This is a genomic window from Amycolatopsis sp. Hca4 (assembly GCF_013364075.1).
Taxonomy (GTDB): Bacteria; Actinomycetota; Actinomycetes; order Mycobacteriales; family Pseudonocardiaceae; genus Amycolatopsis.
Map to the genome: position 1 here is coordinate 10,664,516 of NZ_CP054925.1, position 20,220 is coordinate 10,684,735.

The following is a 20,220-nucleotide window of genomic DNA, read 5'->3' on the forward strand; positions in this document are numbered from 1 at the left end:
GGTCGCCGAGCTGGCGGGGGTCTTCGCGGTGGTACGGCCGTGACGCGGCTGGCGCACGACTCGCCTCCGGTGGTGACGCGGTGGCAGAAGCAGCGCGCGAACCTGGACCGGCGGCGGCGCTGGATCGCCAACGCCGGCCGTGGCCTGGTCGATCCGACCCGGCCCATCCTCGTGCACCTGGTGCCCATCCGCCGCTGCAACCTGGCCTGCGCGTACTGCAACGAGTACGACAAGACCTCGCCGCCGGTCCCGCTGGACGTCCTGCGCAAGCGCATCGACGAGGTCGCGCGGCTCGGCGCCTTCGGGATCGGGTTCAGCGGCGGGGAGCCGATGCTGCACCCGCAGTGGGATGAGCTGGTCCGGCACGTGCGTGCGCCCGGGATGATGGCGGGCCTCATCACCAACGGCTACCGGCTCAACCCCCGGCGGACCTCCGCCATGAACGACGCGGGCCTCGACTACCTGCAGATCAGCATCGACAACGTAGAACCCGACGACACCTCGATGAAGTCGCTGCGCGTGCTCGACCGCCGCCTGGACTGGCTGAAGACCTACGCCACCTTCGACGTCAACATCAACTCGGCGGTGGGTGGCGGAATCAGGAATCCTGACGACGCCTACACCATCGCGCTGCGGGCACACGAACTCGGCTTCTCGACGTCGGTCGGCATCATCCACGACGGCAGCGGGACCTTGCGTCCGCTGTCGGCCGCCGAGCGTGCGGTGTACCGCAAGATCCGCCGGCTGTCCCGCGGCGGGGCTGCGCTGCTCGGACAGGCTTTCGCCACCGGCTCTTTCCAGGACAACCTGGCCGAAGGACGGCCCAACGACTGGCATTGCCGTGCGGGCGCGCGTTACCTCTACGTCGACGAGTCCGGGATCGTGAGCTACTGCTCACAGCAACGCGGGACGCCTGGCGTTCCCATCGAGAAGTACACCGTGGACATGCTGCGTGAGCACTTCCACACACCCAAAGCCTGCGCGCCGCTGTGCACGGTGACCTGTGTGCACCGAGTATCCGAGTTCGACAAGTGGCGCGCGTCCGCACCACCACGAGAGGAAGGGAACTGATGCCGGCCCGGAAGAAGATCATGGTCGTGTGTGCGAGCCTGCACAGTGATCGCGTCGCACAGCGCAACCGGCATTGGCTGCAGCCGTCGGCGGGTTTGCAGGTCGCCTCGCAGATCGACCCGAGCAAGTATGACGTCACGCTGTACCACGAGATGTGGCACGGCCCGCTCGGGGTGGACGTGCCGCCCGCTGATCTGGTCTTCCTGAACAGCCTGCAAATGGACTTCGATCGCCAGCGGCAACTTGCTTACCTGTTCAAGCGCAAGGGCGCCGTCACGGTCGCAGGGGGCAGCATCTGCACCCAGTTCCCGGCGTTCGCCGGCGAGTTCTTCGACGTCGTGTGCTCGGGCGGTGTCGACAGCGTGCGCGATGTGCTCGCCGACTTCGAGCGCGGTGAGCTGCGGCCCGTGTATTACTCGCCGCAGACCCGGCTCACCGACTACCCGATCAACTACCGGCTGCTCACCGACAACGGCATCGGTGGCCCGCTGCACTTGATCGAGGCCTCCCGCGGCTGCAACTTCCGCTGCGACTTCTGCGTGATCCCCGCGGAGAACGCACGCCACACCCGCTTCGGGGTGGACCGGGTGCTGGAGATGATCGACAACGCCATCGCGGCCAGCCCGCCGATGTCGCTCAAGCGGCTGTACCCGTCGATCTCGTTCATCGACAACAACTTCGCCAACAACCGCGCTTACGCCCGTGACCTGGTCACCGCGCTCGGTGCACATCGCCGGGTCCGGGCGTGGGGTGCCCTGATCACCCAGGAGACACTCGGGGACCACGAACTGATCGCCGCCATGGCGAAGAACAAGTGCCGGACTCTGTTCGCCGGCATCGAATCGCTCGACCCGGAGTTCCTGGACGCGCACAACAAGCGGCAGAACACCCGCAGCGCCGGTTCACTGCTCGCGGACGTCGCGTTCGCGCAACGGCAGGGAATCGCGCTGACCTACGGCTATCTCTTCGACCCCCGGATGTCCTCGGTCGAGCGCATGACCGAGCAGATGCGCGCGCTCGTCCGCGACGACGCGTTGCCGTTCCCGTCGTACTTTTCCTTCGTCGCGCCGCTGGCCGGCACGCCTCTCTTCTGGGACAGCCTCGGCCGCAACGAGCTGCGGCCGGGTCTTCGGCTGCGCGACCTGGACGGCATGTCGATCGCCTACCGCGACTGCGTCAGCTCCGAAACCGAGCTCTCGGAGTTCGCGCGGAAGGTCCACAAAGATCCCGCCGCGCTCATCGGCCGCCGGGAACTCGCGCGCAAAGCCCGCAAGGGTGTGCTGAAGTCCCACGGATACCAGCCGATCGCGACCCTGGCGTCGATGGTCAACAGCCACCGGGTCCTGCGCCTGTCCCGCAGGTCGGCCGAGGACCCCGGACGCAGCTATCTCGGCGGCGACGACGTCCTCGACCCGCAGTACACCTGGCTCCCGGCCGATCTGTCCGAACCGGACCGCCGCCGCTTCTTCGACCCGATCCGGATCACCGAAGCCGACGGCAGCCCGGCTCCCTGGCTTCAGGACGCCCGGCCGCCGGACCGGAAACTGCCTCTGCCCTCCGCCTGAGCCCGAACGGGCTCAATAGGGCCAGCCCGGTACGTTCAGCTGGATGCTGTAGAGCGCGAAGTCTCCGCTGTCGCCACCGCCGGACGGTGTGCCGGAGGTGATGTACAGCGTCTTCCCGTCCGGGCCGCCGAAGGCGGCGTTGGTGGCGTTCGGCCCGGCGGAGATCGTCCCGAGCGACTGTCCGGATGGGGAGTAGACGTGAACGTTCCCGTCGCCGTAGGTCACCTGGTAGACGTTGCCCGCGCAGTCGACCGTGCCGCCGTCGGTGCCCCCCAGTGACGCGAAGTCGGCGCGAGGGCCGGTACTGCCGTCGGCGTTCACCGGGTACCGGTAGATCCTGCCGGTGGCGTTCCCGCCCACGTACAGCGTTGTCCCGTCCGGAGACAGCTCGATCCCGTTCGGCTCGCGGATCGTGTCGTCGATCAGCGAGACGACGCCGTCGCGCACCCGGAAGACGCTTGTCTTGCCGCCCATCTCGTCCGGGCGGTCGGCGCGCTGGAAGTCGGGGTCGGTGAAGTAGACGGTGCCGTCCGGGCCCTGGGTGAGGTCGTTCGGCGAGTTGAACCGACGGCCCTGGTAGCCGGCCGCGACCGTGGTCCGCTGCCCGGTCGCCAGGTCGTACGCCGAGACGGTGCGCTGGTCATGGGTGGCCGCGAGGACGGACTTGCCGTCGCGGCTCAGCGCGAGCCCGTTGCTTCCCGCGTCCGGGATCACCGTGGTGAACGTTCCGGTCGCGGGAGTGTAGCGCAGGATGTCCGAAGGCTCGACGTTGTCCTCGCCTGTTCCGTCGTGCATATTCGTCAGCAGCAGGCTCTGCGTTGCCTTGTCCCAGGTCGGTCCCTCCAGGAAGTTGTAGCCGTCCCGGATGTTGGCCGCGGTGAGGTGTTCCGATGGCAGCGGTGGCCCGAAGGGGCCGTCCGGGCAGAAACCGTTCGCGGGGACGGTCGTGCCGCCCGGCAGCGTCCACCGCTGGTTCGTCCCGCCGGTGCAGGTCCACTGCTGCAGCTGCGTGCCGTCCGCCGAGGACACGCCGGTGGCGTCGAGGCACTTGCCGGAGGCGGTGTTGACGAGGGTGCTGTTCTGGGGCCGCCATTGCTGGGCGCCGGTGCCGTTGCAGTCGTAGACCTGGACCGCCGCGCCGTCGGCGCGGGAACCCCCGGCCACGTCGAGGCACGTGCCGGACGCCGCGGTGATCGTGCCGTCGGAGCGGACGGTCCACTGCTGTGCCGTGCCGCCGGTGCACGACCACAGCTGCACCCGCGTGCCGTTGGTGCCGGCCGGGACGTCGAGGCACTTGCCGCCGATGCCGGTGATCGCACCAGTGCCCGCCTCCGCGGCCGGGGCGGCGATCGCCACCCCGGCCAGGCAGAGGACCGCTACGGCGATCCGTCCGAAGTGGGCCTTCACGCGGGGACCGTCCAGCGCTGGTTGGGTCCGCCGGTGCAGGTCCAGATCTGCACCTTGGTGCCGTTGGTGATGCCGCCGCCGGTGACGTCGAGGCACTTGCCGGTGCCGGCGTTGACCAGTGCGCCGTTCGCGCCGGTCGACCACTTCTGATTCGGGCCGCCGAAGCAGTCCCACAGCTGGACCGCCGTGCCGTCGGCGGTGCCGCTGCCGGTGACGTCGAGGCACTTGCCGAGGCCGCGGACGGTCCCGTCACTGGCGAGGGTCCACTGCTGGTTCGGACCGGAGGTGCAGTCCCACAGCTGTGGCCGGTTGCCGTTGACGGTGGAGCCGTCGGTGACGTCGAGGCACTTGCCCAGGGCCGACACCGCGCCGGTGCGCCCGGTCGGCGGGGGAGTGGTGCCGCCGGTGCCCGGCCAGGTGAACGTCGCCATCGAGCCGCCGGGCAGGGAATAGCCGAACGACTGGCCGCCGTAGGAGACCTGGAAGTTCTGCGTGCCGCCGCTGTTGAAGGCGACGAGCGCGATGGTGCCGTCGGGGTTGCGGAAGGCGACGTTCTGGATGCCGCCGTCGCCGTAGCCGGTGGAGTCGATCCGCGCGGCGCCGGGCTGGACGAACTTGCTGAGGTGGCCGAGGACGTAGTACTCGGCGTTGTAGGTGACGTTCGAGCCGTTGGTGGTCACGACGCCGGTGCAGTTGGTGCAGCTGCCGATGACCGGGCCGTGGTTGTTGTCCAGGGCCAGGTTCCAGAGTGCCACGGACTTGGCCCAGTTGCGGGTGGCGCCGATGGCGAGATTGGTCCCGTGCCAGCGCAAGGTGTCCCGGAAGGTGCTGGCGTCGTCGCCGGATGAGGTGCCGGAGCACTCGGTGAAGAAGATGTCCTTGTTCGGCTGGGCGTTGTGCACGACCGACTGCCAGTTCGGGGTGTCACCGCCGTAGCAGTGCCAGGCCGAGCCGGCGACGTTGTTCCCGGCGCCGTTGTTGACCTGCTGGGGGTAGTCGACGTCGTCCCAGTTGTGGTCGTAGCCGAGGATCTTGGCGTTCTGCCCGGCCGCGCGCAGCTTGGGTGCGAGGGTGTTGATGACGTTGACCTGCTGGCTCGCCGACATGGGCATGCCGGGGTAGCCGGGTGGGGAGAACTTGGGTTCGTTCTGCACGCTCAGGTAGTCGATCGGTGCTCCGGCGGCGCCGTAGGCTTGGGTGAACTTGACCAGGTAGTCGGCGTAGGTGCCGATCTGGCTGTCGTTGAGGTTGCCGCCGATGAGGTTGTTGTTGTTCTTCATCCACGCCGGCGCGCTCCACGGCGTGGCCATGATGGACAGTCGCGGGTTGAGTGCCTTGGCCTGCTTGACCAGCGGCAGGATGTAGGCGTTGTCGTGGGCGACGGAGAACCGCGACAGGCTCGGGTCGGCGGCGCCGTCGTCGTAGGTGTAGAAGCTGCGCGAGAAGTCGGTGGCGCCGATGGGCTGGCGCAGGAAGCTCAAGCCCACGCCGGTGCCCGGGTTGAACAGCGCATTCATGATCTCGTCGCGCCGCGGGGAGTTGTAGACGTTCCACGCGGCGGCATCGGTGAACGACGCGCCGAACCCGACCATGGACTGGTAGGTCGTGTTCGGGTTGACGGTGATCACCGGTCCGCTTCCCCCGCCGCCGAAGGTGACGCTTCCCTGTTGCCGCAACAAGTTCGAGCGGTCAGCGGTGGTGAGCCAGACGTTGGCGGTGGTGGTCGCGGCCTGCGCGGTGCCGACCGGAAGCGCGAGCAGGGAGCCTGCCGTTGTCGCACCCACGACGGCCGTCGCGGCGGCCACCTTCCGCCACTGTGTTGTCGAAGACATACCGCTCCTTGGAAGCTGGGAGCGATCACCGCGCGAGTGCACGGGAATCGGCTCGTCTGCTGCCACAGTGGCGGCTGTCAGGCAGTGCTCGGGTGATCGTAAGGAAGCAATATTTGAACTGTCAAGCTTTCTGCAAGGAGCGAGCGGCGACGGCGCCGATGAAGATCGTGACGAACGCCAGCAGTGCACCGGTGACCGGTACCCACCCGGCCGGGCGGACCACTTCGAGCCACTCTTCGGTCAACGCCACCGCGGCGGCCAGTGGGAAAGTGAACGACCAGAAGCCCACGGTGAAACGCAACCTGCGGTAACGCGGCACCATCGCGGCTTGCACCAGCACCAGCAGGACGCCGAGGCCGGCGATCGCCTGAGCGACGGGGTCGGCGACATGCCCGTGGAGCGAAAACCAGGCGATTCCGGCGACCGCGGGTGGGGCCAGGAGAATCGCCGTGGTGGGAACCAGCGCTTCCGGCAACGCGGAGCGGAAGGTCAGGCGCAGGAGGACCATCGCCGTGAGGACGACGGCGAAGAACGTGCCGACGCCGAACAGCGCCCACGCCAGACCGTGGTAGCCCACAGCGTGCGCCACATCGGCGCCGACCAGCCCCGGCGCCACCGTCGGCAGCAGGTAACCCGGGTGCAGGGACTCGAGTTCGAGCCGCCCTTCGAACCACGAAGCGAACAGCCAGGCGGCGAGGATCGCGGCGGCGGCCAAGGCGAGCAGGAACAACGCACGTCCGCCGCTGGGTGACCACGTGAAGAGATCCGCGGCGAGCAGCATCGCGGTGACCGGGGCCAACGCGGCGATGGGACCTTGCGCGGGGTGCCGTAGCTGCGCGGTCAGCCGCTCACCGCTGCGCGCGCCGCGGACGAGGTGCGCGGTGAGCAGCGACACCCAGGCGATCGCCGCCAGGGCCCAGAACGCCTGGGGCACGATCCGGGGCAAGGTGAGGGCCGTACTTGCTGCGGTCCACGCCTCGGCGAGACCGGCGAGACCGAAGCCGATCGCCAAGGTGTTGAGCGGGAGCCGGGCCGGGCGCGGTCCGGCGGTATGGGGGTGGTCGACAGGCGTAGGCGTGGAAACGAGTGTGCTGGTCATGATGTTCTCCAGGCGCGAAGGCACCCGTCCGGACCGCGGGCACCGCGGCCCGGACGGGTCGGCACCGCGGGCGGCGGTGCTGTAGAGGAATGCGGAACGGAGTTCAGGCGCCGGCCGCGCGCAGGACGAGATCGGCGACCTCGGCCGGGTGCGAGGCGAACACGGCGTGGGAGGCGCCCTCGATGCTGACGACCTCGCCCTTGGCCCGCTCGGCCATGAAGTGGTGAGCGGCGGCCGGGATGTTCTTGTCCGCCTCGGCGATCAGGAAGTAGCTCGGGATGCCGGCCCAGGCCTGCGGGCCTTCGGCGGCCTCGTTGAGCGCCGCGGCGGTGATCGGCCGCTGGGTGGCGGCCATCACCCGGGTCGTCTCCTCGGGCACGTCGGCCGCGAACTGCCGGCGGTAGAGTTCCTGGGCGACGTACATGTCCTGGTTGCCGTCGGGCAGCGGGACGGGCCGGAGGGTCTCGGCGAGGGTGCTGCCGGGGAACTGGCCGGACAGGTCCGCGGCGCTCTCGCCGGCTTCCGGGGCGAAGGCCGCGATGTAGACCAGGGCCGTGACGTTCTCGGCGCCCGTGGCGGCCTTGCTGATGACCATCCCGCCGTAGGAGTGGCCGACCAGGACGACCGGGCCGTCGATGGTATCGACCAGGGCGCGCAGCTGGGCGGCGTCGTAGGCGACCGAGCGCAGCGGGTTGGCCGCCGCGACGACGCGGTGCCCCGCGGCCTGCAGGCGCTCGACGACGGGGCCCCAGCCGCCGGACTCGGCGAACGCGCCGTGCGAAAGGACGATGGTCGGCTTGGTGGTGGCCATGGTTTCCTCCGTGAGGATCGGGTTTCCGTTCGTGCTGATGGAAACCATGGTTGTCCGCGCAGCCGCTGGGCAGCGCCCGTCAGATGACCGTGACCGTGACGGTCGCCGGGTGACCAGTCGCCGTCAGGGGAGGTCGGCGAGGAGTTCGGCGACGCGGCCGGGGACGGACAGGAACGCCGAATGCGACGCGGTGAGCTCGATGATCGTCGTGGGGTTCGCGGGGAAGGCCGCGTCGGCCTGGCTGATGAACAGCCGCTGCAGCGGTGCCGGGATGGTGCGGTCTTCGGTGCACACCACGTAGGTGCGCGGCAGCGATCCCCAGCCGTGCTCGGTGAGTTCCGTGCTGTCGGTGACCATCGCCAGTGGGGCGTCGCAACTCAGCAGTGCGGTCGCGGCCGCGGCGGTCGAGGGGTCGACGTCGCCGTAGAAGGCGTCGCGAATGGCGTCCTGGACCGCGGGGTCGGGGCTGCGGGGGTCGATCCGCAGCGCGCCGGTGGCGGCCGGGTCCCCGATCAGCAGCGTCATGAACCGGTTGCTGCTGCCTTCGGGCAGCGACGGGTAGGCCAGGCAGGGCGTGCCGGTGGCTGGCATGTAGGCGGCGAGGTACACCAGGTGGGCGAGGAGGCCCGGTTCCCGCTCGGCTGCCCTCGTCAGCACCGCCCCGCCCATGCTGTGGGTGACCACCGAAACGGGGTTGCCACGGCCGGCTCGCGACAGCTGGGCGATCAGCAGGTCGGCGGCGGTGTCGAGCCCGATGCCGGCGACCGGCGACGGCTCGGTGGCGTAGGCCGCGGGGTCGAACGGGCGGCGGTTCGCCGCGAGCGGGGCCTTCGCCAGCAACCCGTGCGCGGCCATGTCGACCGCGTTCGCCGCGCGGCCGCGGGCGGCGAGCTCGGCGATGACTTCCGTCCACGCCCACGAGCCGTGGTAGAAGCCGTGCAGCAGGACGATCGGCGTATCCGCCATGGGGCCACACCTCCGAAACGGTTCAGCACCCGGACGATACGGGAGCCGGAACGCGGACAGGCGGGTCGCTCACCGTGGTGAGTGACCCGCCTGTCTCCGGACCGGCGTGCGAAGAACCCAGTACCCCGTCACGGCTCCGGTGGCAGCGTGTCGAGCCAGCCGCGCGTCAGCTCGGCTCGGCCGGTGGCGTGCAGCAGGGCCGCCAAGCCGCGAGACGCCTCCTCGAAGATCACCAGAGCGCCACCGCCGGGCTCGTCCAGCAGCAGCCACGACTGATAGAAGCTCAGCTGGTCGCCGACCGCGGCCCAGCCGAACCGGGACGGCGGCACGAATTCGCCGACGATCCCGTCGAAGGTGTGCGGCGGGGACACGACCACGAACCGGCTGCCGACGGCCAGGTCTTCGGCGACCTCGGTGCGGTCCACCGCGCGCTGCCACTTCGGCCACTCTTCGACGGCGGCCAGCCGCGCGAAGACCGTGTCAGCGGACGCGGAGGTACGGCGCCGATGGTTGACGAAGCTGTCGCAGCGGTCCGGTCCCCAGCCAGGAGGCCAGTGGATCCCGGGATACGGGTCTGGGTTCATACCGTCCAGAGTCACCGCGCCCGGCCGGGGACAGCACCCGTCACATGACTGTCGTGTCGACCTGCTCGTCCTGCTCGTAGGCGGTCAGCGCGTCCCGCAGCGCGGCGCGCGAGGTGATGCCGAGCTTGGGGAAGATCTTGTACAGGTGGTCGCCGACGGTCCGGTGGGAGATGAACAGCTTCTGCCCGATCTGCTTGTTGGTCAGGCCGGCACCGGCCAGTTCGGCGATCTCGCGCTCCTGCGGCGTCAGCTCGGCCCGGCCTTCGGGCGCCGACCGGCGAGTCACTCCGGTCGCACGCAGCTCGTTGGCGGCGCGATCGCGCCACGGGGCCGCGCCGAGCGCCGAAAGCGCGTCGTGCGCGAGGGTCAGCTGTTCGCGCGCCGCGCCGGTGTCCCGCATTCGGCGCAGCCGCACGCCGTACGCGAGGCGCACCCTGGCCACGTCGAACGGCCACTGGTCAAGGTCGGGGACCGACAGCGCCCTTTCGAACCAGCCGCGGGCGTCGTCGTCCGCTGCCGCCAACGCGCTCGCAGCGGCGCTCAGCAGGCCCAGCCGTGGCGACACCGTGTCCAGGTGAGCGTCGCGGAGGGTGGCGGCGTGCGTGGCGGCCTCGGCGCGGCGTCCCGTGTGCAAGGCGGCTTCGACGAGGTCGAAGCCGGCCCACAGGGCGGTGGGCCGGTACGGCGCGAGCTGCCCGGCCGGGCTGAGCCGGGTCGCGTGGTGGTAGGCGGACTCGTAGTCACCGGCGGCGATGTCGGCGAGGGCGCGGGCCTGCAGGGCGAAATAGGTGACACCCGCGGCCTGGTGGGCGCCGGCCCAGCGGATCGTGTCGTCGGTCAGCTGCCGGGCGGCCTCGACACGGCCGCGCGCGGCTGCGACGAGCGCGTGCACCCAGTCGAAGTACCAGCGGAAGAACCGGAACCCGTGTTCGGCGCAGACGACCAGTCCCTCGTCGGCCCACTCGCCGGCCTCGGTCCAGCGGCCACCGTGGAAGGCGTCGAGCGCCAGGTGGATCAATGCGCCGAGGTGCCGCCGGGCCGAGCCCTTGCCCTGCCGCCGGGATTCCGCCAGCCGGCGTTCCGGGGCGCGCAGGCGGTGCAGCCGGTCGGCGAACAGGGCGGCGGTGCCGATCCGGACGAGCTGAGTCGGCTCGGGGTCGGTGCCTACGGAGTCGATCAGGCTGTCGAGGGTGGCGATGTCCTCGGCGGAGGCGCGCGCGGGGTCGGTGAAGACGACCGCGTTCACCCGGGTCACCGGCGTGGGTGCCGGTTTCAGCTGGTCGACCAGGGCCCGGTACGCCCGTCCGGCTTCCTCGGTGCCCACCCACCAGCTGATCAGCATCAAGCTGTGCATGGCTTCGGCCAGGACGGGATCGTCCGCGTCGAAGCCGTGTTCGCCGGCTTCGATCGCCCCGGCCAGCAGCCGGTGTGCCGTCGTCACGTCGCTCTCGGAGTTGATCAGCAGGTGCGCGGCGGCCGCGGCGGCGTGCAGCGAGTGGGTCTCGAGGGATCCGGTGCGCCGCGCGTCACCCAGCAGCCTGCTCGCGGTGGCCATCTCACCGCCGGCTTCCGCGCCGATGTACGCGGCTTCGGCCAAGCGGCGGCTTCGGTCGGCGGCCGCGGGGCTGAGCTCGGCCGCGCGGGTCAGCGCGGTGACGGCACCGAGGGCGTCCCCGTGCCGGAGGATGTCCTGCGCCGTGGCTTCGAGCTGACCGGCGATCTCCTCGTCAGGGCCGACCGCCGATTCGGCGAGGTGCCGGACCCGCCTCTCCGGGGCGTCGACGACCGCGGCCAGCGCGCCGTGCGCCCAGCGCCGGTCCCGTTCCGACGCCGCCTCGACGACGGCCGCGCCGATCAGCGGGTGGCGGAAGCTCAGCCGTCCCGCGCTCACGTGCACCAGTCGGCTCTCCTCCGCCGGGGCGAGGTCGTCGAGATCGCAAGTGCTGCCGCCCGCCGTCCGCAGCCGGGCCGGCTCGGTGGTGCCGCCGAGCGCGCCGAGCAGCAGCATCAGCCGGCACCGCGGCGGCAGGTCGCGCACCCGGGAGGTGAACATCGCCTGGAGCCGCTCGGGCAGGGGCAGGACCGCGGGGAGTGCGGTGAAGTCGGTGCGCTGGTCTCCATCCAAGGCGGACGGCAGCTCCAGCAGGGCCAGCGGGTTGCCGGCCGCTTCGGCGAGCAGCCGTTGCCGCACGGCGGGCGCCAGGTCGGGAAACCGGCGGTCGACCAGGGTCCGGGCCGCGGCGGTCGGCAGTGGCGGCAAGACGACTTCGGGCAGCCCGCTGTTGCGGAAGAAACCCCGCTCCGCGGACCGGCAGGCCGCCAGGAACACGATGGGGCTACCGACCAGGCGGCGGGCCACGAAGCCGAGCACCTCCGCACTGGCCCGATCCACCCAGTGAAGGTCGTCGACGACGAGCAGGATCGGGTTCTCGGCCGCGGCGGCGCGCAGGCACAGCAAGGCGGCATTCGAAACGACGAGCCGGTCGGGGACCTGGCCGATCTCGAAGCCGAGGGCGCACCGCAGGGCCGTCCGCTGCCCGGGGTCCAGCGACGTCATCTCGTCACCGAGCGGGAACAGCAGCTGGTTCAACGTCGAGTAGTTGACGTCGGCTTCGAACTGCACGCCCGCGGCTCGCAGGACGCGAACGCCGCGCCGGGCCTCGCCGTCGGAGAATTCGTCGAGCACCGCTGTCTTGCCGACACCGGCGTCGCCGACCACCAGCACGGCCCCGCCGCGGACGCCCGCGCCGTCGAAGAAATCCCGCAGGGAAGTGATGTCTTGCTCTCGGCCGATCAGCTCCACCGGTCGATCCTCCAGAAGTACGGCGGTCTGGGCAAGGGACCCGTTCGTGACGTGCTGAGCCGCAACCGGAGCCGGTGGCTAAGGTGTCGGCGACAGCATCGGCGGCCGAGAGGGGAGTGCGGCGGATGGCGACGCGCGCGGACCGGAACGCGACCGACCCCGACCTGGGCGTCCTGTCCGGACGCCTCCTCTTCGCGGTCCAGCGCGAGTTGTTCACCAGGCTGGCCACGCTCGGCTTCGGCGACCTGAAGCACCGGCACGGCGCGGTGCTGGCGTACCTCGACGAGGAAGGGACGCGGGCGACCGACCTGTCGCGGCTGTCCGGCCAGTACAAGCAGATCATCGGGACGTTGGTCGACGAGCTGGAGGCCCTCGGGTACGTAGAGCGGCGACCGGATCCCAGCGATCGCCGCGCGAAGCTGATCTACCCGACCGAACGAGGTCTGGTCCGGATGCGGGCCGCGGACGAGATCATGGCCGACATCCAGCGACGGCACGCACGCCGCCTCGGCCGGGAGAACTACCGGCATTTCAAGGCCATGCTCACCGACATCACCGACCATCAACGCGCTCACCTCCGCACCCTCGGCGAGGACGAAGGATCAGCCTGAGCCAGGTTCCTCCCTTTTGTCCAAGTGCATGACTATCATGACTTTGGTCCAATCGGCAACGCCGGTCGGCTCAGCGGCGGACCAGTTCGCGGCCGAGGTCCTTGCGCAGGTGAACCTCGATGAACACCCGGAGATACGGGTCGTTCGCCAGGTCGTCGAAGGCCGCCGCCAACGCGGCGTCGGGCCTGTCGGTCAGGTTGACGATGCGCCAGAGGTTGAGTGGATCGTCTTCGGGGCCGGCGACGGAGTGTTCGACGTGGAAGATCGGCTGCCCTGAGCCGGCGGTGAAGATCCGGCCGTCGGGTGCCTCGAAGCGGTCGGCGCCGATGAAGAACGCCCGCCGGTTCTCGTGGTCAAGCCGGACGTGCTCGATGACCGTCGTGTAGTGCTCCGGGGCCGCCCACAGCCGCTGCTCGGACACTCGGGTGAAGTCTTCGAGCTGTCCGTGGTGCACGCTCGGGAACTTCTCGGCGCTGCCGGGTTTGACAACCGTGGGGATGTAGATGTCCGGGGCGGCCGCCTTGCGCACCTCCATGTCCCACAGCTGAGCGCCGGTGTAGGCGAACGGTGGCCGAACGTCGTAGCGGTCGCGAAGCACGTCGTTCACCCGTACCGGGGGCAGATCCACGACAGTGTTCTCGGGTGCGCCCCATGCCTGCTCGAAGACTGCTGGGTGGTCGAGTACCTCGGTCATGTCGTCTCCCGTCCGTTGGTAGGCCAGATTCATGATAGTCAAGATTCATGACTAATCTACGCCAGGTGAGCGGCGACACGAAGGTGGGAAGGAGAAGGGGCGGACCGACTTCACGCCGGCCGCCCCTTGCGTCCCTGTCATGTCCGCGCGGATCGGGTCATTCGTGCAGCTGGTGGACCCAGTCGTCCGGTACCCGGCCGGCGGGGCCCGGCGCGGGCTGGTCGGCGGGGTGGTGTGCGGGTCCGGTGAGTTCGGGACCCCGCTCGTACATCACCTGGATGCGGTAGTCCCAGAACCATTCTTCGCCCGGCTCGAAGCTCCGCACGAAGCGATGCCCGGATTCGGCGGCGTGGCGGCTGGCGTGCTGCCCGGGCGAGGAGTCGCAGCAGCCCACGTGACCGCACTGCGCGCACCGTCGCAAGTGGAACCACCAGCTCTGCGTCGCTTCGCATTCGATGCAACCGGGGCCGCTGGGTGCCCGGCTCGGATCGATCCCGTTCATCGGGCGGACGCCAATCGGACGAGGTCGTGCCCGACGAGCGGTCCTCCGCGAGCCTGGTGCAGCCGGCCTCCCGCGGCCAGGCCGCCGAGGTCGATCGGGGCGTACCCGAGGTCGTCCAGCACGGCGGTGAACGCCTTCTTCGCGGCGTCGTCGTCGCCCGAGACGAACAGCACCCGCTGGCCGCCGGCTTGGCGAGGATCAGCGGCGAGGCTGGCGGCGAACAGGTGGTTGAGCGCCTTGAGCACGCGTGCGCCGGGCGCGAGTGCGGCCACCTGCTCGCTCGTGGTGGCCTGGCCGGGCCCGGGCGGTGGTGCGGCGAAGTCGTTGGTGGCGTCCACCAGGATGCGCCCGTCCCAGTCGGGCAGGCCGTCCAGCGCTGTGGCCACCTGAGCCCGGGGTACGGCGAGGACGACGATGTCCGCTCGGGCGGCCTCGGTCCGAGTGCCGGCCGAGGCGCCGGGGCCGAGTTCGTCCATGAGGCCCGCGAGCGTCTCGGGCCCCCGGCTGTTGCTCAACACGGCTTCATGGCCGCCCGCCACGAGGCGGCGCGCGAACGCCGTGCCGATGGCACCCGCTCCCAGAATCCCGATCCGCATGATCTTTCCTTCCCTGTCGCTTCCGGACACCGCCGAGGATGTCGGCCGGCAGGTCTGCGGGACACCCGTCATTCGACCGGGAGGGCGACCGTTTCCGGGAGCAGGAGCTACCGGTCGGCCAGCACGAGGTTGAGGGCGGCGCGGGTGGCCACGGCGTCGAGCCGGGGGGCGATGTCGGCCATGGCGGTGAACGCGGTGCGCGCGAGGTGCTGGGCGATGGTGGCGACCGCGAGGTCGTGGTCCCGGGTGCGGAAGGCCTCCACCAGCACCTCGTGGTCGGTGTCCCAGCGGCCGGTGGCTTGGGGGTGGCCGAGTTTCGCCAGGCGCAGGAACCGCTCGGCCCGGTCGCTCAGCCCGGCGAGCGTGTCCAGAAGCATGGGCGCCCCCTCGGTGGTGAGCTGGTGGAACTCACGGTGGGCTTGCTGCCAGCGGTCGATGTCCTCCTCGGTGGCGTACTGGCGCATCTGGGCCAGCGACTTCGCCAGGCGCTCCACCAGTTCCGGGGTCGCGACGCGGACGGAGATGCTGACCGCGACCGATTCCAGCATCACCCGCGAGGTGTATACGGCGTCGACTTCGCCGGGATCGATGGCCCGGACGACGGCCCGTTGGTCGGGCTTGTTCTCGATCAGCCCCTCCTCCTGCAGCAGGCGGAAGGCCTCGCGCATCGGCGTCCGGCTGACCTTGAGCGAACGCGCCAGCGCGGCCTGCAGCAGGGGAGTGCCCGGAGCCAGCTCGCCGCTCAGGATCATCGCCCGCACGGTCGCGTGCACGTCGAGGGCGAGCCGCCGTCCCGGCCTGCCGTCATCCGCTTCGCACTCTTCGGCAGCGTTGTCGCTCATGCGCACAGTGTATCCAGCTTGCGGCGGCTTTGGTGGTCGCAAAACTGATCTCCAGCCAGGTCGGACCTGGGGGCTGACGGTCGGGAGTGGCTGTCTCCATCTTCCCTCGGCGCGGCAAAGTGTGTACAGTTTGGCGCAGCGTGAGACCCAGTTGGTCGCCTAGGGTTGAGTGAAAGCCCAGCTCAAGCCGATTGAGGGAGAGAGAGTCCGCGTCGGCTCGAAGCAAGGAGGACACAGATGTCCCGATCGCTCGCCGAGACGCAAGCGTCTTGGCCTGTCGTGGGCGTCGGCAACGATGGCTTGCCGCACCGGATGCGGGTGATGGCATTCGACCATTTCGGTGACCCGGACGTTCTTCAGGTGCAAGAGGTGGATACACCTCTGCCGGGTCCTGGCGAGGTGGCCGTGCGCGTGGCGGCCGTCAGTGTGGGCCGGCTCCTGGACCTCAGTGCCCGCGCCGGGACCCATCCGTACGCCCGGATCACGCTGCCGCACGTCCTCGGGGCCGAGCACGCGGGCACCGTCGCCGCGGTCGGTGCCGGTGTGGACTCGGTGCGACCCGGCGACCACGTCGCCGTGGTTCCCATCCTGACCTGCGGATCCTGTGCCGCCTGTGCCGCCGGGGCATTGGAGGCGTGCGAATCCGCGCGGATCATGGGCGTACACACCCGGGGCGCCTACGCCGAGTACACGGTGGTCCCCGCGGAGAATGCTCTCGTCGTTCCGGACGGCGTGGGGCCCGCGGAGGCGACGGCTCTCGTGTGGTCCGGAGCGGTGGCGGAGAACCAGTTCGAGCAGGCCGGGCTCGAACCCGGCGAGTGGGTGCTGGTCCACGGGGCCTCGTCCGCGCTCGGATCGCTGACGGCGGCGCTGGCCGTGCACCGGGGCGCGAGGGTGATCGCCGGGACGCGGTCGGCGGAGAAACGGCAGCGCCTGCTCGACCTGAAGGTCGAGGCGGTGGTCGACCCCACCGATCCGGGCTTCACCGAGACGGTGCAGGCGCTGACCGGCGGCGCCGGCGTGGACCTGGTGATCGACAACCTCGGCGACCCCGAGATCTGGACCGCGACGATGGCGGCGCTGGCCGTGCGCGGCCGGGTGGTCACCTCGGGCGCGTTCCTGGGCGGCAAGGTAGAGCTGGACCTGCTGCGGCTGTACTCCCGCTCGCAACGCGTGATCGGCGTCCGCAGCGGAAACCTGCGCAGCGCCCGCCGGATCTGGACGGCCGTGGCGGCCGGCTTCCGCCCGGTCGTCGACCGTGCCTTCCCCATCGCGGAGGCCGCCGAGGCCCACCGCTACCTCGAAGCCTCCGCCAACACCGGCCGGGTCGTGCTCACGACGGCCGACGACGACTGGGCCGCGGCCCCGGACACCCCAAGGAACCCCTCATGACGTGGTCACTGGTCACCTACCGCGGCGACGGCGAACCGGCCGTCGGCGTCCGGGACGCCGACGGCGCCGTGCGCGCCCTGCCGCAGTACGCGGGACGGACCCTCTTGGATCTGCTCGAGGACTGGCCGGCGGTGGGGGAGCGGCTGCGCACCCTCGACGTTGCGAGTCTCCCCGTGGTGGGGGACGTCCGGCTCGAAGCGCCGATCCGCTTCCCGCGCAAGGTCGTCTGTGCCGGCGCCAACTACTTCGCGCACCTGGCGGAGATGAAGGTCGACCGGCCGGACCCGGTGGGGGCGCCGTACTTCTTCCTCAAGCCACCGTCCACTTCGGTCATCGGTCCTGGCGACCCGATCGTGCTGCCGGACCGTCCGGGCCGGCGGATCGACTGGGAAGCCGAGCTCGCCGTCGTCATCGGCCGGCGGGCCCGTGACCTCGATGAGGCGGACGTCGCCGGCCACATCGCCGGCTACACCATCCTCAACGACGTGTCCGCCCGCGACCGCCTGAGCCGCCCGGACGCGGTGGCGCCGCCCTTCGGGTTCGACTGGACCTCGGCCAAGGGGGAGGACACGTTCTGCCCCACCGGACCCGGCGTGACACCGGCGTGGTTCGTGCCGGATCCGCAGGACCTGCGGATCACGCTGACCGTGAACGGTGTGGTGAAACAGGACTCCAGCACCAAGGACATGATGAACAGCGCCTTCACCGTGGTCGCCGCGGCGAGCCGGATCATGACGCTGGAACCGGGGGACATCGTGGCCACCGGCAGCCCGGCCGGCGTCGGCGCCCCGCGGGGGGAGTTCCTACAGCCCGGCGACGAAGTCGTGATCGAGATCGACGGTCTCGGGACGCTCCGCAACCCGGTGGCCGACGGCGCCGCCGCGAGCTCGCGGAGAATCGCATGAACCGCGAGTTCGACGGCAAGGTCGCGTTCGTCACCGGAGCGGCCGGGGGCATCGGCCGCTCGAGTGCCCTCGCATTCGCGGCTCGCGGCGCTTCGGTCGTCGTCTGCGACCTGGTGGACCCGAGCGGCACCGCCGCCGAGGCCGCGGAGCACGGCGTCGAAGTCCGGTCGCTGCAGGTGGATGTGGGCGATGCGGCCGCGGTGCGCGACGCCGTCGCCTCGGCCGTCGCGGCGTTCGGCCGGCTGGACTTCGCGCACAACAACGCCGGGACCTTCTCGCCCGCTCCCTTGGCGGATCTCGGCGAGGACGACTGGAACCGCGTCATCTCGGTGAACCTCAGCGGCGTCTTCGCCGGGATGAAGTACCAGATCCCGCACCTGCTGGAGACCGGCGGCGCCATCGTCAACACCGCGTCGATTTGGTGCGAACAGGGCTCGGCGGCCCAGGCCGCCTACGTCGCGAGCAAGCACGGCGTGGCCGGCCTGACCAGGACCGCGGCCATCGACTACGGCGGCCGGGGCATCCGGATCAACGCCGTCGCCCCCGGCCCGATCCGCACCGCCATGACCGCCGCCGTGCCCACGGCGGCCATGGCTCCCGTCATCGGCCGCACGACGCTCGGGCGCTACGGCGAAGCGCCCGAAGTCGCCGAAGCCGTCGTCTGGCTCTGCTCGTCCGCTGCCGCGTATGTCAACGGCGTCGTGTTGCCCGTCGACGGCGGCTACCTCGCCGCCTGATCCGAAGGAGTTCCCATGACCACGGACAACGCGGCCGCCCGCGTCTCCAAGCTCGGCTACGTCGAGTTCACCACGCCGGACGTCGACCGCCTGACCGAGTACTACCGCACCTGCCTCGGCCTCCACGTCGAGGACCGCTCGCCCGATGTCGTCTACCTGAACACCGGGCTGGACCACCACAGCGTCGTCATCCGCAAGGGCGAGACCGGTGCCCGCACGTCGGTGGGTTACGAGGTGGTCCGCGACCTCGACGACGCCCACAAGCGCCTGGCCGACGCGGGCTACCAGGTGTCGCGGCGCAGCGACGTCGCGCCGAGCACCCCGGATGTGCTCGTCCTGGCCGAGCCCGGGACCGACGTTCCCCTGCACCTGTACGAGTCGCAGGCACCGGCGGTAGGCGACGCCGAACCCAGCCTCGCATACCGCCCGACGAAGCTCGGCCACGTAGCGGCGTTCAGCCCGAGTCTGAAGCAGATCCAGGGTTTCTACCAGGACCTCCTCGGCTTCCGCTGGTCGGACACCATCGGCGACTTCTTCGTCTTCCTCCGGTGCAACGCCGACCACCACGCGGCGAACTTCCTGGAGAGCACGAAGTTCTCCGGCATGCACCACATCGCGTACGAGATGCGCGACCTCAACCACCTGCAGACGACCCTGGACCACCTGGCCCGTAACGACTTCCGGCTGCACTGGGGACCGGGACGGCACGGTCCCGGGCACAACGTCTTCACCTACCACCGCGACCCCGACGGCAACACCATCGAGCTGTTCACCCAGCTCGACCAGATGATCGACGAGGCGAACGGCTACTTCGAGCCCCGCCCCTGGCACGAAGACCGGCCGCAGGTCCCCAAGACGTGGGAGGTCGACATCGCCACCGCCAACGCCTGGGGCCCCGTCCTGCCGGAAATCCTCGAGCACTGATCCGCAACTCGCACAACGACGTGGAGGAACCATGATCTTCAGCGAACTGACGCTGCCCGCCAACCCGCCGGGCGCCCGGCCGCTCGACCGCGAACAGATCTGGCAGGGGCTCGAGCAGAAAGCGGTGAACGCCGTCCCGTACGTGGAGGCCATCACCTCCTGCCGCGAGATCGCCCGGCTGAGCCCGACGGCGTTCGACCGCGAGATCGAGCTGCGCGGCGCGCGGTACGTGGAGCGGGTCTGGCTCGAGCAGCCGAACCGCGTGGTGTTCACCCGGCTCGAAGGCCCGGTGCTGGGCACCATCACCAACGAGATCCTCGAGGAGAACGGCGAGCTGTCGCTGCGGTTCCAGTTCGCGCTGGCCGTCCGGCCGGGCGACGAACTGCCCGTCACCGACGAGGAACTGGCCCGCGACATGGCCACGGCGTACCAGGCGGCCGTCGAGTCGACCCTGGCCGCGGTCCGGTCGCGGATCGCGGAGCCGGTCCGATGACCGGCGCCGCGGCGACCGCCGTCCAGATTCCGGCCTGGCTCCACGATTTCTACGCCAAGGTCGACGCCTGCGACACCGAGGCCGTGCTCGCCGGGTTCGCGCCGGACGCCCGCATGACCTACGGCGCGAACGCCCCGATGCCCGGTCGCGATGCCATCCGCGCGGGTCTGGACTGGTTGTTCACCAGTTACCGCAGGATCGAGCACGAGTTCCTCAACGTGTGGGCCAGCGGCCCGGTCCTGCTGCTGGAAGCGAACGTCACCTACGGGTGCCCCGACGGCCGCGACGTCACCGTCCCGGCCCTGACGGTGATCGAGCACCGCGACGGGCTCGTCGACGACCTGCGCGTCTTCATCGACCCGACCCCGACCAGGGCAGGCTGAGCC

Annotated in this window: 20 protein-coding genes; 9 read left to right on the forward strand and 11 right to left on the reverse strand. The window is 70.4% G+C overall.

Annotated features, from left to right (window positions below; genetic code table 11):
- The first annotated feature begins 39 nt into the window (after window positions 1-39).
- Window positions 40-1,071 carry a radical SAM protein gene (locus tag HUT10_RS48355; protein WP_217709725.1) on the forward strand — a complete coding sequence of 344 codons (1,032 nt, stop codon included), beginning with the start codon at window positions 40-42 and terminating at the stop codon, window positions 1,069-1,071.
- The gene (locus tag HUT10_RS48360; RefSeq protein ID WP_176177354.1) at window positions 1,071-2,636 is read left to right on the forward strand and encodes a radical SAM protein; all 1,566 of its coding nucleotides are present in this window, start codon (window positions 1,071-1,073) and stop codon (window positions 2,634-2,636) included. Before HUT10_RS48355 ends, HUT10_RS48360 begins: the two co-directional genes overlap by 1 nt.
- Before the next feature lie 12 nt (window positions 2,637-2,648).
- Here HUT10_RS48360 and HUT10_RS48365 read toward each other — a convergent pair whose 3' ends face one another.
- The 7 genes from HUT10_RS48365 to HUT10_RS48400 all read right to left on the reverse strand — a co-directional run bounded on the left by HUT10_RS48365 (window position 2,649) and on the right by HUT10_RS48400 (window position 12,138).
- Window positions 2,649-4,043, reverse strand: a complete 1,395-nt coding sequence (locus tag HUT10_RS48365) for an SMP-30/gluconolactonase/LRE family protein (RefSeq protein WP_254897387.1) — start codon at window positions 4,041-4,043, stop codon at window positions 2,649-2,651.
- Entirely contained in the window at window positions 4,040-5,875 is a 1,836-nt protein-coding gene (locus tag HUT10_RS48375) for a ricin-type beta-trefoil lectin domain protein (protein WP_176177355.1), read from the reverse strand. The genes HUT10_RS48365 and HUT10_RS48375 overlap by 4 nt, the downstream gene beginning before the upstream one ends.
- A gap of 121 nt (window positions 5,876-5,996) precedes the next feature.
- Complete coding sequence (locus HUT10_RS48380; protein ID WP_176177356.1) at window positions 5,997-6,974, reverse strand: transporter; 978 nt, start codon at window positions 6,972-6,974, stop codon at window positions 5,997-5,999.
- Window positions 6,975-7,077: 103 nt separating this feature from the next.
- Window positions 7,078-7,785, reverse strand: coding sequence for an alpha/beta fold hydrolase (locus tag HUT10_RS48385; protein ID WP_176177357.1), 708 nt, complete (start codon window positions 7,783-7,785; stop codon window positions 7,078-7,080).
- Window positions 7,786-7,908: 123 nt separating this feature from the next.
- The gene (locus tag HUT10_RS48390; RefSeq protein ID WP_176177358.1) at window positions 7,909-8,751 is read right to left on the reverse strand and encodes an alpha/beta hydrolase; all 843 of its coding nucleotides are present in this window, start codon (window positions 8,749-8,751) and stop codon (window positions 7,909-7,911) included.
- A gap of 128 nt (window positions 8,752-8,879) precedes the next feature.
- Window positions 8,880-9,335, reverse strand: a complete 456-nt coding sequence (locus tag HUT10_RS48395) for a hypothetical protein (protein WP_176177359.1) — start codon at window positions 9,333-9,335, stop codon at window positions 8,880-8,882.
- Between the two features lie 40 nt (window positions 9,336-9,375).
- A complete protein-coding gene (locus HUT10_RS48400; protein WP_176177360.1) occupies window positions 9,376-12,138 on the reverse strand; it encodes a LuxR family transcriptional regulator in 2,763 nt (920 codons plus the stop codon).
- Between the two features lie 125 nt (window positions 12,139-12,263).
- Between HUT10_RS48400 and HUT10_RS48405 the strand changes: the two genes are divergently transcribed.
- A complete protein-coding gene (locus HUT10_RS48405) occupies window positions 12,264-12,749 on the forward strand; it encodes a MarR family winged helix-turn-helix transcriptional regulator (protein WP_176177361.1) in 486 nt (161 codons plus the stop codon).
- Between the two features lie 70 nt (window positions 12,750-12,819).
- Here the strand turns inward: HUT10_RS48405 and HUT10_RS48410 are convergent, their stop codons facing one another.
- From HUT10_RS48410 to HUT10_RS48425, 4 genes are all read right to left on the reverse strand, one after another.
- Window positions 12,820-13,443, reverse strand: a complete 624-nt coding sequence (locus tag HUT10_RS48410; RefSeq protein ID WP_176177362.1) for a hypothetical protein — start codon at window positions 13,441-13,443, stop codon at window positions 12,820-12,822.
- 157 nt (window positions 13,444-13,600) lie between these two features.
- Entirely contained in the window at window positions 13,601-13,945 is a 345-nt protein-coding gene (locus HUT10_RS51985) for a UBP-type zinc finger domain-containing protein (protein ID WP_176177363.1), read from the reverse strand.
- A complete protein-coding gene (locus HUT10_RS48420) occupies window positions 13,942-14,541 on the reverse strand; it encodes an NADPH-dependent F420 reductase (protein WP_176177364.1) in 600 nt (199 codons plus the stop codon). Before HUT10_RS48420 ends, HUT10_RS51985 begins: the two co-directional genes overlap by 4 nt.
- A 107-nt stretch (window positions 14,542-14,648) precedes the next feature.
- Complete coding sequence (locus tag HUT10_RS48425) at window positions 14,649-15,383, reverse strand: GntR family transcriptional regulator (RefSeq protein ID WP_176177365.1); 735 nt, start codon at window positions 15,381-15,383, stop codon at window positions 14,649-14,651.
- A gap of 321 nt (window positions 15,384-15,704) precedes the next feature.
- On the opposite strand from HUT10_RS48425, the gene HUT10_RS48430 reads away from it, so the two are divergent.
- Genes HUT10_RS48430 through HUT10_RS48455 form a run of 6 tightly spaced genes read left to right on the forward strand, consistent with a single transcriptional unit; the run spans window position 15,705 to window position 20,217 of the window.
- Window positions 15,705-16,775, forward strand: coding sequence for an alcohol dehydrogenase catalytic domain-containing protein (locus HUT10_RS48430; RefSeq protein ID WP_303247022.1), 1,071 nt, complete (start codon window positions 15,705-15,707; stop codon window positions 16,773-16,775).
- On the forward strand, window positions 16,772-17,680 hold the full coding sequence (locus HUT10_RS48435) for a fumarylacetoacetate hydrolase family protein (RefSeq protein ID WP_176177366.1): 909 nt from the start codon (window positions 16,772-16,774) through the stop codon (window positions 17,678-17,680). The genes HUT10_RS48430 and HUT10_RS48435 overlap by 4 nt, the downstream gene beginning before the upstream one ends.
- Entirely contained in the window at window positions 17,677-18,417 is a 741-nt protein-coding gene (locus HUT10_RS48440; protein ID WP_176177367.1) for an SDR family NAD(P)-dependent oxidoreductase, read from the forward strand. The genes HUT10_RS48435 and HUT10_RS48440 overlap by 4 nt, the downstream gene beginning before the upstream one ends.
- A 15-nt stretch (window positions 18,418-18,432) precedes the next feature.
- Window positions 18,433-19,341, forward strand: a complete 909-nt coding sequence (locus HUT10_RS48445; RefSeq protein WP_176177368.1) for a VOC family protein — start codon at window positions 18,433-18,435, stop codon at window positions 19,339-19,341.
- A gap of 31 nt (window positions 19,342-19,372) precedes the next feature.
- Window positions 19,373-19,834: an AtaL-like protein gene (locus tag HUT10_RS48450; protein ID WP_176177369.1), complete on the forward strand. Its 462-nt coding sequence runs from the start codon at window positions 19,373-19,375 to the stop codon at window positions 19,832-19,834.
- Window positions 19,831-20,217: a nuclear transport factor 2 family protein gene (locus HUT10_RS48455; protein WP_176177370.1), complete on the forward strand. Its 387-nt coding sequence runs from the start codon at window positions 19,831-19,833 to the stop codon at window positions 20,215-20,217. The genes HUT10_RS48450 and HUT10_RS48455 overlap by 4 nt, the downstream gene beginning before the upstream one ends.
- Window positions 20,218-20,220: the final 3 nt, after the last annotated feature.

Coding starts and splice junctions, on each gene's coding strand:
- HUT10_RS48360 (WP_176177354.1), top strand. CDS start 1,071: ATGCCGGCCCGGAAGAAGATCATGGTCGTGTGTGCGAGCCTGCACAGT.
- HUT10_RS48375 (WP_176177355.1), bottom strand. CDS start 5,875: ATGTCTTCGACAACACAGTGGCGGAAGGTGGCCGCCGCGACGGCCGTC.
- HUT10_RS48380 (WP_176177356.1), bottom strand. CDS start 6,974: ATGACCAGCACACTCGTTTCCACGCCTACGCCTGTCGACCACCCCCAT.
- HUT10_RS48385 (WP_176177357.1), bottom strand. CDS start 7,785: ATGGCCACCACCAAGCCGACCATCGTCCTTTCGCACGGCGCGTTCGCC.
- HUT10_RS48390 (WP_176177358.1), bottom strand. CDS start 8,751: ATGGCGGATACGCCGATCGTCCTGCTGCACGGCTTCTACCACGGCTCG.
- HUT10_RS48395 (WP_176177359.1), bottom strand. CDS start 9,335: ATGAACCCAGACCCGTATCCCGGGATCCACTGGCCTCCTGGCTGGGGA.
- HUT10_RS48405 (WP_176177361.1), top strand. CDS start 12,264: ATGGCGACGCGCGCGGACCGGAACGCGACCGACCCCGACCTGGGCGTC.
- HUT10_RS48410 (WP_176177362.1), bottom strand. CDS start 13,443: ATGACCGAGGTACTCGACCACCCAGCAGTCTTCGAGCAGGCATGGGGC.
- HUT10_RS51985 (WP_176177363.1), bottom strand. CDS start 13,945: ATGAACGGGATCGATCCGAGCCGGGCACCCAGCGGCCCCGGTTGCATC.
- HUT10_RS48420 (WP_176177364.1), bottom strand. CDS start 14,541: ATGCGGATCGGGATTCTGGGAGCGGGTGCCATCGGCACGGCGTTCGCG.
- HUT10_RS48425 (WP_176177365.1), bottom strand. CDS start 15,383: ATGAGCGACAACGCTGCCGAAGAGTGCGAAGCGGATGACGGCAGGCCG.
- HUT10_RS48430 (WP_303247022.1), top strand. CDS start 15,705: ATGGCATTCGACCATTTCGGTGACCCGGACGTTCTTCAGGTGCAAGAG.
- HUT10_RS48435 (WP_176177366.1), top strand. CDS start 16,772: ATGACGTGGTCACTGGTCACCTACCGCGGCGACGGCGAACCGGCCGTC.
- HUT10_RS48440 (WP_176177367.1), top strand. CDS start 17,677: ATGAACCGCGAGTTCGACGGCAAGGTCGCGTTCGTCACCGGAGCGGCC.
- HUT10_RS48445 (WP_176177368.1), top strand. CDS start 18,433: ATGACCACGGACAACGCGGCCGCCCGCGTCTCCAAGCTCGGCTACGTC.
- HUT10_RS48450 (WP_176177369.1), top strand. CDS start 19,373: ATGATCTTCAGCGAACTGACGCTGCCCGCCAACCCGCCGGGCGCCCGG.
- HUT10_RS48455 (WP_176177370.1), top strand. CDS start 19,831: ATGACCGGCGCCGCGGCGACCGCCGTCCAGATTCCGGCCTGGCTCCAC.